The sequence below is a fragment of the Acidobacteriota bacterium genome (assembly GCA_020853395.1).
In the GTDB taxonomy this organism is placed as follows: Bacteria; Acidobacteriota; Vicinamibacteria; order Vicinamibacterales; family SCN-69-37; genus JADYYY01.
Map to the genome: position 1 here is coordinate 74,134 of JADYYY010000001.1, position 16,026 is coordinate 90,159.

The 16,026-nt window shown below is 69.6% G+C and carries 15 protein-coding genes; 8 read left to right on the forward strand and 7 right to left on the reverse strand.

Annotated elements, in window-relative coordinates:
* Positions 1 to 41 precede the first annotated feature (41 nt).
* The 4 genes from IT184_00325 to IT184_00340 form a co-directional block, all read right to left on the reverse strand.
* Positions 42 to 1,055, reverse strand: coding sequence for a VWA domain-containing protein (locus IT184_00325; GenBank protein ID MCC7007239.1), 1,014 nt, complete (start codon positions 1,053 to 1,055; stop codon positions 42 to 44).
* Positions 1,052 to 2,071 (reverse strand): hypothetical protein, encoded by a 1,020-nt coding sequence (locus tag IT184_00330; protein MCC7007240.1) that lies wholly within the window; start codon positions 2,069 to 2,071, stop codon positions 1,052 to 1,054. The genes IT184_00325 and IT184_00330 overlap by 4 nt, the downstream gene beginning before the upstream one ends.
* A 3-nt stretch (positions 2,072 to 2,074) precedes the next feature.
* Positions 2,075 to 3,163, reverse strand: coding sequence for an energy transducer TonB (locus IT184_00335; protein ID MCC7007241.1), 1,089 nt, complete (start codon positions 3,161 to 3,163; stop codon positions 2,075 to 2,077).
* 71 nt (positions 3,164 to 3,234) lie between these two features.
* Positions 3,235 to 3,783 carry a methyltransferase domain-containing protein gene (locus tag IT184_00340; GenBank protein MCC7007242.1) on the reverse strand — a complete coding sequence of 183 codons (549 nt, stop codon included), beginning with the start codon at positions 3,781 to 3,783 and terminating at the stop codon, positions 3,235 to 3,237.
* Positions 3,784 to 3,824: 41 nt separating this feature from the next.
* Here IT184_00340 and IT184_00345 point away from each other — a divergent pair, with 41 nt between their 5' ends.
* From IT184_00345 to IT184_00380, 8 genes are all read left to right on the forward strand, one after another.
* Positions 3,825 to 5,135 (forward strand): inositol-3-phosphate synthase, encoded by a 1,311-nt coding sequence (locus IT184_00345; GenBank protein MCC7007243.1) that lies wholly within the window; start codon positions 3,825 to 3,827, stop codon positions 5,133 to 5,135.
* Between the two features lie 3 nt (positions 5,136 to 5,138).
* Entirely contained in the window at positions 5,139 to 5,612 is a 474-nt protein-coding gene (locus IT184_00350) for a hypothetical protein (GenBank protein MCC7007244.1), read from the forward strand.
* 24 nt (positions 5,613 to 5,636) lie between these two features.
* The gene (locus IT184_00355) at positions 5,637 to 6,113 is read left to right on the forward strand and encodes a universal stress protein (protein MCC7007245.1); all 477 of its coding nucleotides are present in this window, start codon (positions 5,637 to 5,639) and stop codon (positions 6,111 to 6,113) included.
* Positions 6,114 to 6,167: 54 nt separating this feature from the next.
* A complete protein-coding gene (gene acs, locus IT184_00360; protein ID MCC7007246.1) occupies positions 6,168 to 8,261 on the forward strand; it encodes an acetate--CoA ligase in 2,094 nt (697 codons plus the stop codon).
* Between the two features lie 301 nt (positions 8,262 to 8,562).
* Positions 8,563 to 9,243 carry an ABC transporter ATP-binding protein gene (locus IT184_00365; protein ID MCC7007247.1) on the forward strand — a complete coding sequence of 227 codons (681 nt, stop codon included), beginning with the start codon at positions 8,563 to 8,565 and terminating at the stop codon, positions 9,241 to 9,243.
* 9 nt (positions 9,244 to 9,252) lie between these two features.
* On the forward strand, positions 9,253 to 10,521 hold the full coding sequence (locus tag IT184_00370; protein MCC7007248.1) for an aminotransferase class I/II-fold pyridoxal phosphate-dependent enzyme: 1,269 nt from the start codon (positions 9,253 to 9,255) through the stop codon (positions 10,519 to 10,521).
* A 10-nt stretch (positions 10,522 to 10,531) separates the two neighbouring features.
* On the forward strand, positions 10,532 to 11,308 hold the full coding sequence (locus IT184_00375; protein ID MCC7007249.1) for an ATP-binding cassette domain-containing protein: 777 nt from the start codon (positions 10,532 to 10,534) through the stop codon (positions 11,306 to 11,308).
* A gap of 88 nt (positions 11,309 to 11,396) precedes the next feature.
* Positions 11,397 to 12,443 carry a ThuA domain-containing protein gene (locus IT184_00380; protein ID MCC7007250.1) on the forward strand — a complete coding sequence of 349 codons (1,047 nt, stop codon included), beginning with the start codon at positions 11,397 to 11,399 and terminating at the stop codon, positions 12,441 to 12,443.
* 39 nt (positions 12,444 to 12,482) lie between these two features.
* On the opposite strand, the gene IT184_00385 is transcribed toward IT184_00380, so the two are convergent.
* The 3 genes from IT184_00385 to IT184_00395 are packed head-to-tail and all read right to left on the reverse strand — an operon-like array spanning position 12,483 to position 15,881.
* A complete protein-coding gene (locus IT184_00385) occupies positions 12,483 to 13,373 on the reverse strand; it encodes an ABC transporter ATP-binding protein (protein ID MCC7007251.1) in 891 nt (296 codons plus the stop codon).
* Positions 13,373 to 14,344, reverse strand: a complete 972-nt coding sequence (locus IT184_00390; protein MCC7007252.1) for an ABC transporter ATP-binding protein — start codon at positions 14,342 to 14,344, stop codon at positions 13,373 to 13,375. The genes IT184_00385 and IT184_00390 overlap by 1 nt, the downstream gene beginning before the upstream one ends.
* Complete coding sequence (locus IT184_00395; GenBank protein ID MCC7007253.1) at positions 14,337 to 15,881, reverse strand: methylmalonyl-CoA mutase; 1,545 nt, start codon at positions 15,879 to 15,881, stop codon at positions 14,337 to 14,339. Before IT184_00395 ends, IT184_00390 begins: the two co-directional genes overlap by 8 nt.
* Positions 15,882 to 16,026 lie beyond the last annotated feature (145 nt).

Genomic DNA, 16,026 nt, shown 5'->3' on the forward strand with positions numbered 1-16,026 from the left:
GATCCTCGGGCCGCGACAGGCGTGCCGCGGCCCAGCGCCCGTCAGTTGGCGACGAAGCCCTTGCGCGCGCGCACGGTGTGGGCTCCGTGATGGACGAGACGGACGTCGATGGTGTGCCAGCGCCCGTCCTTCGCCGCCGACGAGCCGTACCCGATGAAGTACTGGCGGCTCAGCTCGTCGGCGATGTTGGCAGTCGCCGGGGCCAGGTCTCGTGCCGAGACGATGAGCTCCGTGCGGCCGCCGGTTTCGTCCGTGATGCGTTGCAGCGTGCCGAGCTGCTCCTTGGACTTCGGATGAGACGGCCTCGATGGCGACGCCGGCCGCGCGGGAGGCAGCGGCGCGCCGGGGAACGGCGACGGTGTCCGCGCGGGCGCGGCCGCCGCCGCCGGACGCTGCATGCCGCCCGACGCATCGATCCCGATCGCGTAGACGAGCACTTCGGTCGCGCGAATCATGCTCACGAGATCGTCGAGCGAGCGCCTGCTGCTCGTGTCCTGGCCGTCGGAGATGACCACGACGGCCTTCTTGCGCCGGCTGCCGTTCTGGGCCATCGGCACGGCAACGGCGACGGCATCGTAGAGCGCCGTGCCGCCGTTGGGCTGCATGGTGCCGAGGTGGCGGCCGATCGCGAACCTGTTCGGCGTCCACCCTTCGACCAGCAGGGGACGGCTGTCGAAGCGATAGAGGAACATCTCGTCCTGGTCGCCGAGCAGATCGAAGACGAACCGGCTGAGCGCCGCGTCGGCGGCGCGAATCTTCTCACCCGCCATGCTGCCGCTCGTATCCAGCACCACCCCGAGGCTGACCGGTACCCGTTCCGCTTCGAACTGCTGGATGGTCTGCTTGACGCCGTCTTCGTAGACTTCGAAATCCTGCGCGCGTAGATCGGGCACGAAGCGCCCGTCCTGATCCGTGACGGTCGCGGCGATGTTGATGAGCTGTACGCCGGTGCGGAACGAGAAGCCCTGACGCTCCTGGGGCGCCGCCGCCTGCGTCGCCGCGAGGCCCGCTGCGAGGAGCAGGAGAACGGCCGTCGCGATCGTTCGCATCATCATCGTGGGCTGCCGTCGACCGTGGCGGCTCTCGTGGATCCGGCGGCGCGCGCAGGCGCGACCACGTCGGGCTGGACGTCAAGGACATCCCCCGTCGTCCCTTCGGGGAGCCGTCCGCGGTGATCCACGTGCGCGACCGCCCGCCCGTCGGCACGCCGGAACCCCACGCGGTATCGGCTGATCGTCGCCGCCGTCGGCACCTGGACGACGAAGGCGGACTCGTCGCCGGGGCCGAGCGTGGGGATATCGATCGGCGCCCGCGCGCTCGTCAGGAACTGGCCGGTCTCGTCGAAGAGGTAGAGCACTGCCTCGACTTGCGCCAGCTCCGCGGCCGAGGCCGGATTCTGCACGAGGCCCGTCACGGTGAACGATCCGGCGGGGTTCGTGGCGTGTCGCAAGGACAACAGCTCGAGCGGCGTGCCGTTCACGGCCGGCCGCCGGCCGTCGGCCGAGCTCGACGCTGAGAGGACCGCCAGCAGCGAAGACGACCGGATGAGGACCGCTCCGCCGATCAGCACGGCCGCGACCGCCACCATGGCCACGATCGCCAGCGAGCGGCGTGCCGCGATGGGTTGCACGGCGGGCTCGTCGAACAGCGGGCGAGCCTGCAACAGCCCACCATCGAGCTGGGCTGTCGCAGCAACGGCCGGCGTCGGCAACGGTCGCGGTGCCGCTGGCCACCGCTGGGGCTGCTCGCGTCCCGCATCCGCGCCATCAAGCCCCAGCGCGGTATCCCACGCCGGGTTCACGTCGTGCGCCGCCGGCGGATCCGAAGGCGCCGCGGCGGCGTGGGCGATCGCGGCGCGCGGTTCCGTCAGCTCGGCGCTCGGCCGGCGCGAGAGCGCGCTCTGCTCGGCCGATTGCGCGGCCGAGGACTCGGAAAACGCCATCGCTTCGAGCGCCTCGATGCGCGCCGCGCTGCGATCGCGGTCGCGCCGCAGCAGGTGCCAGGCGACCGCCGACATGGCGATCGCGAGCGCCAGCGACACGACGGTTGCACCGATGAACAGCCATTCCACGGGTCACCTCAACTTGAATTCGACGGCGACGTCCACGGTCACGTCGACCGGCACGCCCTTGCGGCTCGCTGGCCTGAAGCGCCACTGCCGAACGGCGTCGATCGCCTTCTGATCGAGACCGGCGCCCAGGCTCTTGACGACGCGTACGTTGCCGACGCTGCCGTCGCGAAGCACGACGACCTGCAGGCCGACGTTGCCTTCGAGCCCGCGCCGGCGCGCTTCGTCGCTGTAGGTCGGGCGCACTTCGCGAAGCACCGCCGGCGGCTCCACACCGCTGCCGGGACCATACAGTCCGCCGCCAGCCCCGCCACCTTCGCCTTCCCCGATGCCTGATCCGCGGCCCTCGCCGAGGCCGGTGCCGGCGCCGAATCCCACGCCGCCGGCGATTCCCGGGCCGCTGCTGTTCACCGTCGTCTTGGCGGCGAGCAGCCCCGGCGTCGAGACCGGATCGGCTGGTGCCTGCGCGACCGGCGCCTGGACCACCTGCGCTGGCGGGGGCGCCGGGACGTCGATCGGCTTGGGCACGACCCGCGGCGGTTCTGCGGGCCGCACGAGCCTGGCTGTCGAGCGCACCGGCGGATCCCGCCGGACTCTCACGATCGGGCTGGACATCAGGGGGCGGCGCGGCGGGGCCTCCCGCTTCGCCTGCGGCGGGGGCGCCGGCATCTGCAGGCCGCCGCCTCCGCCCCCGCCGCCCGGACCCGGATCGATCAGAAAGACGAGGCGGGCCGCCTGCGGCTCGAAGACGTGCTGGGAGGTGTCGGTCGCGAAGAGGCCCACGGCTCCGGCCCAGATGAGCAGCACCAGGCCGGCCGCGTGCATCAGGGCCGAAGCCGCGACCGGGCCGGCCCGGCGCGCCCCGGCGAGGTGCAGCGTCGTCAGGGGCGAGCGGTCCGCCGCGCGCAGTTCTCCCCGGCGGAGCTGCCTCACGAGCCTTGCGGCATCGGCTGGCGCGACGTAGCCCCTGAAGGCGACAACATGGCCCGCGTCGATCAGCGCGCGCACGGCGGCCGGCGGGACGCCGGCGGCTGTCGCGATCTCCGAGGCCGAGAACAGCTCGTGACGAGTTGTCGGATGTGCGCTTGCCTGCATCTTCCAGCAAGCGTTGTTTCGGCCGGACGCGGCCGATAGATGAGGGCGGAGGGGACTTTTCTGAAATCCGGCTACTCGCGGCGGCCCTCGTAGAACGCGACGCCGTCGACGTCGGCCAATTGCCGTCGCGCGCGGGTGCCGGCCCGGTCGAGCAACCGAAGCGCCGCGTCGCTCGGCAGCCGCGGGCGCCCGCGCCGGAATCCGCCCAGCAGGCCGCCCTTGCGCTCGCCGTCGACGATCACGATCCGGCCGCCCGGACGGAGCACGCGGACGGCCTCGGCGACGATTGCCGATTGCGACGCCTCGTCGAGCTCGGCGAGTGGGCTCAACACGACGACGATGTCTCGCGAGGCGGCATCGAAGGGGAGCGCGGTGGGCGGTGCCGGCGCGAACTCCACGAGCGCGCCGGCGTCGGCCGCGGCCGCGTCGACGCGCTCCGCCGCGCCGTCCTCCGAATCGCAGACGATCGTCTGTCCGGTGAGCGCCGTCACGCGCGCGATCTCCGCGGCGAGCGGCGCATCGTGCGCGCCGACGATCGCGACGAGATCGCCGGCCTTCGCGCCGACCATTGCGAGCGCGGTGTGGTGAGGCGAGAGTCCCTTCTTGAGCCAGCTCGGCATCGGAGGTGCGCGCAACCCGGATGATATAGTTTTCGGCCGTGATGAAGAACGTGTCTATTGCACCTGCCAGCGGCAAGCTCGGCGTGCTGCTGGTCGGTCTGGGCGCCGTCAGCACGACGACGATTGCCGGCGTCCTCGCGATCCGCAAGGGGCTCGCGAAGCCCATCGGATCGCTGACGCAGATGGGCACCGTCCGGCTCGGCAAACGCACCGAGGGACGTTCGCCGCTCATCAAGGACTTCGTGCCGCTCGCCGATCTGGATCACGTCGTGTTCGGTGGGTGGGACATCTTCGAGGACGACTGCTTCGAGGCGGCGAAGCACGCCGGCGTGCTCGAGGACAGGCTGCTCGATCAGGTCAAGGACGAGCTGGCCGCCATCAAGCCGATGTCCGCCGTCTTCGATCGGCAGTACGTGAAGCGGCTCGACGGTCCCAACGTCAAGAAGGGACGGACCAAGAAGGATCTGGCCGACCAGTTGGTCGCCGACATCCGCAGGTTCAAGGCGGAGAACGGGTGCGATCGGCTCGTGCTGATCTGGGCCGGGAGCACCGAGATCTTCATGCAGGAGGCGCCGTGCCACCAGTCGCTCGCGGCGTTCGAGCGCGGCCTCTCCGAGAACGATCCGGCCATCGCCTCGAGCATGATCTACGCCTACGCCGCGATCAGCGAAGGGATTCCCTACGGCAACGCGGCGCCGAACCTCAGCGCCGAAGTGCCCGCCCTCCAGGAGCTGGCGGCGAAGACCGGCGCGCCCGTGTGCGGCAGCGACATGAAGACGGGCCAGACGCTGATCAAGACGATCATCGCGCCCGGGCTGAAGGCGCGGCTGATCGGCGTGAGCGGCTGGTACTCCACGAACATCCTGGGGAACCGCGACGGCGAGGTGCTCGACGATCCGGAGTCCTTCAAGACGAAGGAGGAGAGCAAGAAGGGCGCGCTCGACTACATCTTCCAGCCGCACCTCTACCCGGATCTCTACAAGGACATCGCCCACGTCGTCCGGATCAACTACTACCCGCCGCGCGGCGACAACAAGGAAGGCTGGGACAACATCGACATCTTCGGCTGGCTCGGCTATCCGATGCAGTTGAAGGTGAACTTCCTCTGCCGCGACAGCATCCTGGCCGCGCCGATCGTGCTCGACGTTGCGCTCTTCCTCGACCTGGCGAAGCGCGCCGGCATGAAGGGCATCCAGGAGTGGTTGTCGTTCTACTTCAAGAGCCCGATGTACGCGCCGGGACTCTACCCCGAGCACGATCTCTTCATCCAGTTGATGAAGCTGAAGAACACGCTCCGCTACCTGCGTGGCGAAGAGCTCATCACGCACCTCGGCCGGGAGTACTACGACTAGCCGATGAGCCGCTTCCAGCCCGCGCTGCTCGGGGGACTGTTCATCGGCGTGCTGTCGTCGCTGCCGATCGTCGGCTGGGCGAACACCTGCTGCTGCCTCTGGGTGGTCTCTGGCGGCGCGCTGACGGCCTACCTCCTGCAGCAGGCGACGCCGGCGCCGATCCAGGCCGCCGACGCGGCGCTCCAGGGCCTGCTCGCCGGCGCGCTCGGCGCGATCCTGTACCTCGCGGTGTTCTCGCTGATCGTCTCGACCGACGCCGGCGTCGAGTTCGAGGAGCGGCTGCGGAGCGCGCTGGAGAGCAACCCGCAGGTGCCGATCGAGGTGCGCGATCGCGTGCTCGGCATCTTCGCCGGCGGCAGCTTTCTGTTCCTGTTGAGTCTCGTGACGATTCCCGCGTACGCCGTGGCCAGCATGATCGGGTCGCTCCTCGGCATGCTGGTCGTCCGCAAGAAGACCCCGCCGTCGCTGCCCGCCTGACGGCGCCACCGCTCCGGAGGACCGATGGCCGAGACGACGAAGATCCTGCTGGCGATCGACGGCTCCGTCCACTCCGACGCCGCCGTGGACGCGCTGATCGATCGGTTCCGACCCGAGCGTGCCGAGGTTCGCGTCCTCCACGCCGTCGAATGGCTGAAGGAGCTGCCGGCCTCGTTCCGGTTCGGAGAAGGCCCGACGTACGCGAACGACATCCTCGCCAGCAAGAACAAGAGCTTCGACGAGGCCGCCCGCCTGATCGAGCGCACCGCCGAACGGCTCAGGACCGCCGGATTCCAGACGACCACGGCCATGCCGGACGACGACGCCCGGCACGCGATCCTCGAGGAGGCCGAGAAATGGACGGCCGATCTCATCGTGATCGGCTCGCACGGCCGGCGGGGCCTCGATCGCCTGCTGCTCGGCAGCGTGGCCGAATCCGTCGTCCGCCACGCGCGGTGCTCGGTCGAGATCGTCAGGGTCCGGCAAACGGCGTCACGCTGAGGAGGGCGCTCTCGCTCCCGTGCCGCAAGAGGTATAGTGCGGCAGAGCCAGCCTATGAGCGCACGGACCCCGGATCACACAGCGATTGAATCCTCGCTGCAGGAGCAGCGCCTGTTTCCAGCGCCGCCGCCAGGCGCCGTCGGCTTCTCTCACTGGCACGTCGGGTCGCTCGACGAGTATCGCGCGCTGCACGCGCGCTCTCTCGCGGATCCTGACGCCTTCTGGCGCGAGGAAGCTCGTCAGCTTTCCTGGTTCGCGCCGTTCTCGCGCGTGCTCAGTTGGGACCCTCCGGACGCCAAGTGGTTCGTCGGCGGCCAGTTGAACGCCTGCTACAACTGCGTGGACCGGCACGTCCAGGCCGGCCGAGGCGAAGACATCGCCATCGTCTGGGAAGGCGAGCCGGTGCGAGAGGATGGACGCGGTCCCGAGATCCGCCGCCTCACGTACCGCGAACTGCAGATTCAGGCGAGCCGGCTGGGGAACACGCTCAAGGGCCTCGGCGTCAAGAAGGGCGACGTCGTCACCATCTACATGCCGATGGTGCCGGAGCTGGCGGTCGCGATGCTCGCGTGCGCGCGCATCGGGGCCGCCCACTCGGTGATCTTCGGCGGGTTCGCGCCGCACGCGATCAGCGAGCGCGCCCAGGACGCGCACAGCCGCGTGATCGTCACGGCCGACGGCGGGTACCGTCGCGGCGACGTCGTGCCGCTGCTGAGGAACGTCGCCGATGCGTGCCGGCAGCTCGCCGGCCACGGCCACATCGTCGACCACGTGCTCGTGCTGCAGCGCACCGGCCAGGACTCACCGGATGCGCGCTTCGTGACGGGCGAGCGCCCGGCCGGCATCGATCACGGGACGCGGTTCCACTGGTGGCACGACGTCGTGGACGCCGCGTCCGATGCGTGCCCCTGTGAAGCGATGGACAGCGAGGACATGCTGTTCCTGCTCTACACGAGCGGCTCGACCGGAAAGCCGAAGGGGATTGTCCACACGACGGCCGGGTACCTCGCGTTCGTGACGATGACCGCGCGGCTCGCCTTCAACCTGCAGCCGGACGCCGGCCAGCTCTTCTGGTGCTCGGCCGACATCGGCTGGGTGACGGGCCACTCGTACGTCCTCTACGGGATCCTGGCGAACCGCGTCCCCTCGTTGATGTACGAAGGCGCGCCGAACTTCCCGCAGAACGATCGATTCTGGGACATCATCGCGCGCCACGAGGTCACGCAGTTCTACACGGCGCCGACCGCCATCCGCACGTTCATGAAGTGGGGACAGGACTGGCCCGCCCGGCACGACATGTCCAGCCTTCGCCTGCTCGGCACGGTGGGAGAGCCCATCAATCCGGAGGCGTGGATCTGGTACCACAACACGATCGGCAAGGGCCGGTGCCCGGTCGTCGACACCTACTGGCAGACGGAAACGGCCGGCCACGTCGTGACGCCTCTTCCCGGCGCCATTCCGACGAAGCCGGGCAGTTGCACCCTCCCGATGGTCGGCATCGACGCGGCGATCGTCAACGAACAGGGGCACGAGCTTCCGCCGAACAAGGGCGGGCTGTTCGTCATCCGCAAACCGTGGCCCGGCATGCTGCGCGGCGTGTACGGCAACCGCGAGCGGTTCGTCACGAACTACTGGGGGCGCGTGAAGGATCCGGTCACGGGCATGCCCTACTACTTCTCCGCCGACGGTGCCAGGCGCGACGAAGACGGATACTTCTGGATTCAAGGCCGCATCGACGACGTGATCAAGGTGTCGGGCCATCTGTTGGGCACGATGGAAGTGGAGTCGGCGCTCGTCTCGCATCCTGCGGTGGCCGAGGCCGCCGTCGTCGGCTATCCGCACGAGATCAAAGGCAACGCCATTTGTGCCTTCGTCACGCTCCGCGGCAACTGGGCGGCGACGCATCCGGGGCGGTTGCCGGACGACGCGCTTCGGGCCGAGCTCACGGCGCACGTCGCCAGGGAAGTGGGCGCGCTCGCGAAGCCCGACCGCATCCGCTTCGCCGAGAGCCTCCCGAAGACGCGGTCCGGCAAGATCATGCGCCGCCTGCTCCGCGACGTCGCCGCCGGCGTCGAGACCATCACCCAGGACACGACCACGCTCGAGGACTTCAGCGTCGTCGCGAAGCTCCGCGAGGACGAGGAGTAGGGCGGCGAGCCCGCGCGCGGCGGCACGTTCGAGGTCGCCGCGCCGCGGCGGGCGTGAAACCGAACGCCTTCTGCGGTGTTCACGTATCCTTGAGAGCGTGTTTCGAGAACTCGGCGAGCGCGGGTCCTGTCGCCGGACAGCCCCACGTGGTGCTCGGCACCACGCGCGTGATTACGGGCGTCGCCTGAGCGCCGCGCGGGGGCCCCGTCCGGCGCCCCCCCCGTTGCGGGAGTTGTGAAACGCACGCTGAAGGGCTGTCGGCCTGGTGACGGAGCCCACCTCCCTGGAGCCATCCATGGCGCTGATTGAGACCGTCGATCTCTGGAAGACCTATCAAATGGGCGCGGAGGAGGTGCACGCGCTCCGCGGCGTCTCGATCCAGATCGACCGCGGCGAGTACGTGGCGATCATGGGACCCTCCGGCTCGGGCAAGTCGACCCTGATGAACCTGATCGGCTGCCTCGACACGCCAACGAAGGGCAGCTACTTGCTGAACGGCAAACAGGTCAGCCAGATGAACGACGACGAGCTGGCGAGAATCCGGAACGAGGAGATCGGGTTCGTGTTCCAGACGTTCAACCTGCTGCCCCGCGCCACCGCGGTGCACAACGTCGAATTGCCGCTCATCTACGCGGGCGTACCGGCGAAGGAGCGCGCCGAGCGGGCGGCGGAAGCGCTGAGCCGCGTCGAGCTGACGGATCGGAAGAACCATCGGCCGAACGAGATGTCGGGCGGCCAGCGGCAGCGCGTGGCCATCGCGCGCGCGCTCGTGAACAACCCGTCGATTCTGCTCGCCGACGAGCCGACCGGCAATCTCGACTCGAAGACCGGCGTGGAGATCATGGCGCTCTTCCAGCGGCTGCACGACGGCGGCAACACGATCGTGCTCGTGACGCACGAAGCCGACGTGGCCGCCTATGCGGCGCGCGCGATTCACATCCGCGACGGTCAGGTCGAGAAAGACGTGCGCCGTGCGGCATAATTGGCCGGTATGCCTCCGCACGCGCCGTCCGTGAACGTCTCCGCCCTGCTCGAGGAATCCGAGCGCCGATACCAGCAGTTCAAAGCCCAGGGGCTCAAGCTCGACATGACGCGCGGCAAGCCGTCAGCCGAGCAGCTCGACCTGGCGGCGCCCATGCTCGACAACGTGAGCGGCCGCGATGTCCTGGCGTCGGACGGGACCGACACGCGCAACTACGGCGGCGTGGATGGGCTTCCCGAGATGAAGGCGCTCATCGCCGAGATGCTCGAGACGACGCCGGGGCACGTCGTGGTCGGCGGCAACTCGAGCCTGCAGATGATGCACGACGCGATCGTGCGGGCGCTCCTGCACGGCGTGCTCGACGGCGGCGCTCCGTGGAAAGCGCACCCCGCCAAGTTCCTCTGCCCGACACCTGGCTACGACCGGCACTTCGCGATCTGCCAGCACCACGGGATCGAGATGATCAACGTGGACATGGACGACGAAGGTCCGGACATGGACCAGGTGGAGCGGCTCGTGGCCACCGACCCCGCCGTCAAAGGCCTCTGGGCGGTGCCCAAGTACAGCAACCCCACCGGCATCACCTACAGCCATCGCGTCGTCGAGCGTCTGGCGCACATGAAGACCGCGGCGCCGGACTTCCGTCTGTTCTGGGACAACGCGTACGTCGTCCACGACCTGTACGGTGCGACGGATCCGCTCACGAACATCCTCGATGCGTGCGCCGCGGCCGGGCACCCGAACCGGCCGCTCGTCTTCGCGTCGACGTCGAAGATCTCGTTCGCCGGGGCGGGCGTGGCGGCCGTCGCGTCGAGCGCCGCGAACGTCGCGGACATCAAGCGCCACACCGGGATCCAGACGATCGGTCCTGACAAGATCAACCAGTTGCGCCACGCGCGGTTCTTCGGGCACCTGGCTGGCGTGCGCGCGCACATGGCGAAGCACGCGGAGCTGCTCCGGCCGAAGTTCGACGCCGTGGCGGCCGTCTTCGAGGCCGAGCTCGGCGGAAAGGGCGTGGCCACCTGGACGAAGCCGCGGGGCGGATACTTCGTCAGCCTCGACACCCTCGACGGCTGCGCGGCCGACGTCGTCCGGCTGGCCGACGAGGCCGGCGTCAAGCTCACCGGGGCGGGTGCGACGTTTCCCTACGGCCGCGATCCGCGCAACCGCAACATCCGGATCGCGCCGTCGCTTCCGCCGCTGTCGCAGGTCGAGCAGGCCATGCGGGTCGTGGCCGTCTGCGTGCAGCTCGTGAGCGCCCGCGCCCTCGCGCGCTAGAACGCAGCGCGTGCGGCTGCTCGAGTACGAGAACGTCACCATCTACCGCGGCGACCGGATCGCGCTCGACGGCGTCACGTTCTCGCTCGACGTGGGCGAGCACGTCGCCATCCTCGGCCCGAACGGATGCGGCAAGTCCACGCTCATCAAGACGATGACGCGTGAGTGCTATCCGTACCTCGGGGCGGGGCCGACGGGCCTTCGCATCATGGGCCGCGAGACGTGGAGCGTCTTCGACCTGCGCGTCCTGCTCGGGATCGTCACGAACGACCAGGTCGCGGCCTGCACGCGTCACGTCACCGGACGTGAGACCGTTCTGTCGGGGTTCTTCTCGAGCGTGGGGCTGTGGCCGCACCTCGAGGTCACGCCGGCGATGGAGCGGAAGACCGACGAGATCCTCGCGCTGCTGGAGATCCCCCATCTCGCCGAGCGGTACGTCGACGAGATCTCGTCTGGAGAAGCGCGGCGGCTCGTGATCGGCCGCGCGCTCGTCCACGATCCCAAGGCGCTCGTGCTCGACGAGCCGACCAACAGCCTCGACGTGCGGGCGACCTACGAGCTTCGCGACATCGTGCGCAAGATCGCCAGGGCTGGCACCACGATCGTGCTGGTCACGCACCATCTGCCCGACATCGTTCCGGAGATCGATCGCGTCATCCTCCTGCGCGCCGGCCGCATCGTCCGCGACGGGCGCAAGCCGGACGTGCTGACGCCCGCGGCGCTCACCGCGTTGTTCGGCGTGCCGCTCGACGTCGAGGCCCGAGGCGGGTATTACCAGATCTGGTAGGTGATATCGTGTTCCGACCGGAACCAACGCAAGCAACGTGCTCGGGCGCGGGCTCGAATCCGGCGCCCGCGGCGCAGGAGGACGCACGATGTTCGCACGATCGATCGGAGGAGGACTCGTGCTCGCGGCCGGCGTCGTCATGGCCATCGCCGTTGCTCGAGCACAAGCGCCCTGCGGCGGACGGAGCAGCCAGCCGCAGGCGCCCTGCGACGACGACGTCAAGCGGATGATCAGCGTGCTGCCGGCGAAGGCGCCGGCCGCGCCAAGGCAGCCGCGCCGCGTGCTCGTGCTGGCCGCATCGCAGGGCTACGTCCACTCGTCGATCCCCCTCGCGGCCAGGACGATCACCGAGATGGGCGCGAAGACCGGAGCGTGGTCGACGGACGTCACCTACGACGCCGCGTCGGTGACCGCCGGCAACCTGAAGCCGTACGACGCGATCTTCTTGGACGGCACGACCGGCACGTTCCTCGATGCCGCGAACGACGCGGCGGCGACCGAGGCGCGGCGATCGGCGCTGATCGAGTTCGTCCGCGGCGGCAAGGGCCTGGCGGGCATTCACGCGGCGGCGGATTCCTATCACGGCGGTGCGCCGACACCCGGGACTATGAAAGCGCAGCCGCGCACTCCGGGCACCCCCTGCGTCGGCACCGCGTCGGGAGGCAATGGCGGCGGCAGTCCGCTGTGGCCGGAGTTCAACAGGGCGATCGGCGGCTATTTCAAGTGGCACTGGCTCTACCCGACGCCCGTCACGGTGAAGATCGACGATCCCGCGAGTTCCATCAACGCGGCGTTCAAAGGACGGCCGTTCAACACGATCGACGAGATCTACACGTTCAACGAGGAGTCGTTCTCGCGACGGAACGTCCACGTGCTGACCAGCATCGACTACTCGTTGATGACCGACTGCGACAAGGCGTTGGAGGCGCGGCCCAGAAGCGATCGGGACTACCCGCTGAGCTGGATCCGCCGCGAAGGGAGCGGCCGGGTCTTCTACGAGGCCCTCGGCCATCACGAGTCGATCTACTACAACAACCCGGCGCTGCTCGAGCACATCCTCGCGGGGATGCAGTACGTGCTCGGCGATCTCGCCGCTAACGACCGTCCCGGTCCGGCCGCGATGCGCGGCCGCTGAGGCCGTTGGCAACACGCGCCGCCGGCTGCGCCCAATCGATCAGGACAGCGCCGCGTAGTGCTGCGGCGCGATCTCTCGCAGCGGCAGCCTCTCGAGTGACGCCGGATCGTAGACGACGCGATCGCGGTGCGCTCCGGCCTCGAGGACGGGCATCGCCGACAACAGCGCGCGCGTGTACGGGTGCGCCGGGCGCCGGAACAGCGCGCTCGCCGGCGCGAGCTCGACGATGCGTCCCCGGTACATCACGGCCACCCGGCTGCAGATCTGACGCACGAGGCGCAGGTCGTGGGAGATGAAGAGATAGGTCAGGCCGAGACGCTGCTGGAGATCGAGCAGCAGGTTCACGACCTGGGCCTGCACCGAGACGTCGAGCGCCGAGACCGGTTCGTCGGCGACGATGAACGACGGCTCGAGCGCCAGGGCGCGCGCGAGGCCGATGCGCTGCCGCTGGCCGCCGCTGAACTCGTGCGGGAACTTCGAGGCCGCGTCGGCCGGAAGCCCGACCAGATCGAAGAGCGCGCGCGCGCGAGCGGCCCGCGACGCCCTGTCGCCGATGCCGTGGATGGCGAGCGGCTCTTCGACGATCGCGCCGGCGCGCATCCGAGGGTTCAGCGACGAGTACGGATCCTGAAAGACGATTTGAAAGTGCCGCCGCGCGCGTCGCAGCTCGGCTGCCGACAGCGCCCGCACGTCGAGATCCCTGAACCGGATGTCGCCCGACGTTGGCTCGACGAGCCGAAGGAGGCAGCGCCCGGTGGTCGTCTTGCCGCACCCCGACTCGCCGACCAGCCCGAACGTCTCGCCTTCGGCGATCGTGAACGAGACGTCATCCACGGCGACGGCCGGTGGCCTGCGCCCGAGCCGCAGGCCGGGCGTGCCGTAGACCTTCACGAGGTGCCGGACGTCGAGGAGCGGCGGCGCAGCGGGCATCAGCCGGACGCGAGGATGCAGCGGACCAGATGGCCGGTGCCGCCGAGGTCGAGCAGATCCGGCAGCGCGTCGCACGCCGCGATGCGCCGCGGGCATCGCGGCGCGAACGGGCACCCTGGTGGCACCTGTCCCAACGCCGGCACGCTGCCGGCGATCGCGTGCAGCCGCGGCCCGTCCGTCACGCCCGGCACCGAGCTGAGCAAGGCCCGGGTATAGGGGTGCTTCGGGGAGCGCAGCAGCGAGGCGACGGGCGCCTCTTCGACGAGTCGTCCCGCGTACATCACGGCGACCCGCTCGGCCATCTCGGCGATGACGCCGAGATCGTGGGTGATGAGCAGCACCGAGAGGCCGAGCTCGGCTCGAAGCTGTCGAAGCAGGTCGAGGATCTCGGCCTGGACCGTGGCGTCGAGCGCGGTCGTCGGCTCATCGGCGATGAGCAGCGCCGGTTCGGCGGCGAGCGCCAGCGCGATCATCGCGCGCTGGCGGAGTCCGCCGCTGAGCTGGTGCGGGTACTCGCCAGCCCGGCGTGCAGGGTCGGGGACGCGCGCCGCGGCCAGCAGTTCCACTGCACGTCGACGTGCGCTGGCCCCGCGGGCGAGTCCGTGAACGGCAAGCGTCTCTTCGATCTGACGTCCGACCGTGTAGACCGGATCGAGCGCGACCATCGGTTCCTGGAAGACGAAGCCGATCCGGCGTCCGCGAATCCGCTGCATGTCGCGCTCGTCGATCTGGACGAGGTCGCGTCCGTCGAGCCAGACGTGGCCGGACGCCACCCGGCCTGGTGGCGGTACCAGCCGAACGATCGACAGCGCTGTCACGGACTTGCCGCTTCCCGACTCGCCGACGAGGCCGAGCACTTCGCCGCGCCTGACGTCGAACGACACGTCGTCGACGGCCGCCGCGTCGACGCCGGGCCGCACGGGGAAGACCGTCCGCAGGCCGCGCACCGCCAGCAGCGGGGCATCAGGCATGCGGGTCTCGGTACTCGCCGAACACCCCGCGAAGGACGTCGGCGATCTCGCCGACCGTCGCATGCGCCTCCACCGCGCCCAGGATGAACGGCATCACGTTGACGCCGTCGCGCGCCGCGCTGGCGAGCGCGTCGAGGGCCGACTGCCACGCCGCGGCACCGCGCTGAGCACGCAGCGCCCGGACCGCTGCAATCTGGCGGCGTTCGACCTCGGGGTCCACGCGAAACGGCTGAATCACGGGTCTCTCTTCCTGAAACCGGTTCACGCCGACGACGACCCTGGCGGCCGAGTCGACGGTCTGCTGGTCACGGTAAGCCGCTTCCTGAATCGAACGCTGGACGTGCCCGCGTTCGACGGCGGCCACCGTGCCGCCCGACGCGTCGATCTCGGCGATCAACGCGCGAGCCTGCGTCTCGATCGCCTCGGTTCGCCGCTCGATCTCCCACGCGCCGCCCAAAGGATCGGCCGCCGCCGCGACGCCGGTCTCGTGCGCGATAATCTGCTGCGTCCGGAGGGCCAGCGTGGCGGCGGCCTCGCTCGGCAGCCCCAGCGCTTCGTCGCGGCTGTTGCAGTGGAGCGACTGCGTGCCGCCCAGCACGGCCGCGAGCGCCTGGAGCGCGACGCGGACGACGTTGTTGTCCGGCTGCTGGGCGGTGAGGGTGCTGCCCGCGGTCTGCGTGTGGAAGCGGAGCTGGCAGGCGCGGTCGTTCGAGACGCCGAAGCGATCGCGCATGAGATGCGCCCAGAGCCGCCGCGCCGCCCTGAACTTCGCGATCTCCTCGAGGAAGTCGTTGTGCGCGGCGAAGAAGAACGAGAGGCGCGCGCCGATGCGGTCGAGATCGAGACCGGCGTCGCGGGCAGCCTCCACGTAGGTGACGCCGTTGGCCAGCGTGAAGGCGACCTCCTGCGCGGCGGTCGCGCCCGCCTCACGCATGTGGTAACCGCTGATCGAGATGGGATGCCACTGCGGCAGCTCGCGATCGCACCACGCCATGACGTCGGTGACGAGCTGGAGTGCGCGGCGCGGAGGGTAGATGTAGGTGCCTCGCGCGATGTACTCCTTCAGGACGTCGTTCTGGATCGTGCCGGCCAGCCGCGCGGGCGGCACGTTCCGGCGCCTGGCCAGCGCCACGTAGCAGGCGAGCAGGATGGCGGCGGTGGCGTTGATCGTCATCGACACCGAAACGCCGTCGAGCGGCACGGCCTCGAAGAGGGCCGCCATGTCGTCGAGCGAGGCGATCGACACGCCCACGCGTCCCACTTCTCCGGCCGCGAGCGGATGGTCGGGGTCGAAGCCCATCTGCGTGGGCAGGTCGAACGCGACGCTGAGGCCGGTGACGCCCTGGGCCAGCAGAAAGCGAAATCGGCCGTTCGACTCCGCTGCGCTCCCGTAGCCGGCGTACTGCCGCATCGTCCAGAGCCGATCGCGATACATGGTCGGCTGGACGCCCCGCGTGAACGGGAAGAGGCCGGGCTCCAGGTCTCCGGGCTCGAACGGACGCCTCACGTCTTCCGGCCGCGCGAACGGGCGAGTCATCGACGCATTCTAAACAACCGTGAGCCGGCGAGAGTACGCGGCCGGCGCGACTTTCGTCGCGCGACCGGAAGAACGAGTGTATCGAAAACACCCCATTTTCTCGGCGCAAAAGAACGCTTTGGCGTTTGACACCCTCGCCGAGCGC